The sequence below is a fragment of the Stutzerimonas sp. LR2 genome (genome assembly GCF_055755175.1).
Map to the genome: position 1 here is coordinate 1 of NZ_JBVTRR010000025.1, position 1348 is coordinate 1348.

Here is a 1348-nt window from a genome sequence, read left to right on the forward strand (position 1 = left end):
GCGTCCGCAATTCCGGCCTTACGCGCGGCAACGAGCAGGGGGTGTGCATCTTCTGTATCACCAAACAGCTTGCCGTCGAAGTTGTAGATCAGACCTTCAGATTTACCCGAGGGGCCCACCTGATTCATCATCAGTTCCGCTGAATGCTGACTGCCCAGCTTTTTAACGATGGCATCCTTAAAAGGTATCGCGGGAGTACCACCGGCCAGACGGTAGCTGTGATGGCGGATCACCACCTGGTCGCGAAATTCAAAGCGATTCAGACCCTGTTCAAATCTTTTTTTAGCAATCCAGCACCACGGGCAGACCAAATCTGACCAGATATCGATGGTAAGGGTGGGTTTCAGCGTTTGCATAATGATTCCTCAAAGACGTTGGGCGGTCGGATCTCACTTATCAGAGAACCGCGACCGTATGGGATTTATTGCGCCTGCCAGACCGGGTAATCGGTATAGCCTTTTTCCGGGGAACCACTGACGCCGTAGTAGGTGGCGCGGTCACTTTCTGCCAGTGGCCAGCCGTTTTGCATTCTTTCAACCAGATCCGGGTTAGCGATGTAGGGCACACCAAATGCCACCAGATCCAGCTCATCATCTTCCAGAGCCTGCTCTGCGATATCACGGGTAAAACCGCCGGCAGCGATGATGGTGCCTTTAAACGTGTTGCGAAAACGGCGGCGGAAGCCTTCCGGAAGTGGCGCTTTGGTGTACACCGGCTGATAGTAAAGGTGTACGTAGGCCAGTTCCCGCTGACCGAGCGCGTCGGTGATGGCTGACCAGGTTTGCTCTTCACCTTCATACGGCGCGAGGTCATAAATGCGGCCGAACGGTGACAGGCGCACGGCAACGTGGCTGTTACCCACGGCTTCCGCCACGGCGTCAATGGTCTCCAGCAGGAAACGCTGACGATTTTCCACCGAGCCGCCGTATTCGTCGGTGCGGGTGTTCAGTTCGCTACTGAGGAACTGGTCAAAGATGAATCCGTTTGCAGCCATAATTTCCACGCCGTCAAAGCCGGCTTCCATCGCCAGGCGTGCGGAGTGCACGAAGTCTGCAGTGATGCGTTTCACTTCATGCGTTTCCAGCGCGCGTGGCTGGCTTGGTACAACCGGGCCCGGTTCTCCGGATTCAGTCAGCGCAAAAACGGTGGTATTGACCGCCTGAACGGTGCCCGCTGAAACCGGCGCTATGTGGCCTGGCTGAAGAGAGACGTGAGACATACGGCCGACGTGCCAGAGCTGCGCGAAAATACGGCCACCTTTGGCGTGAACCGCTTGTGTCACCTTACGCCAGCCCTGGACGTGTTCGTCGTTGTAGATACCAGGGGTATAAAGGTAACCCCGGCCTTC

Annotated in this window: 2 protein-coding genes; both read right to left on the minus strand. The window is 56.2% G+C overall.

Annotation, left to right across the window (positions count from 1 at the left end; all coding sequences use genetic code 11):
- Window positions 1-356, minus strand: a 356-nt coding sequence (locus ACVRRC_RS21725) for a DsbA family protein (RefSeq protein WP_472997539.1), incomplete at its 3' end; no start/stop codon positions are given.
- A gap of 65 nt (window positions 357-421) precedes the next feature.
- A partial coding sequence (locus ACVRRC_RS21730) for an alkene reductase (protein WP_472997540.1) occupies window positions 422-1348 on the minus strand: 927 nt, incomplete at its 5' end.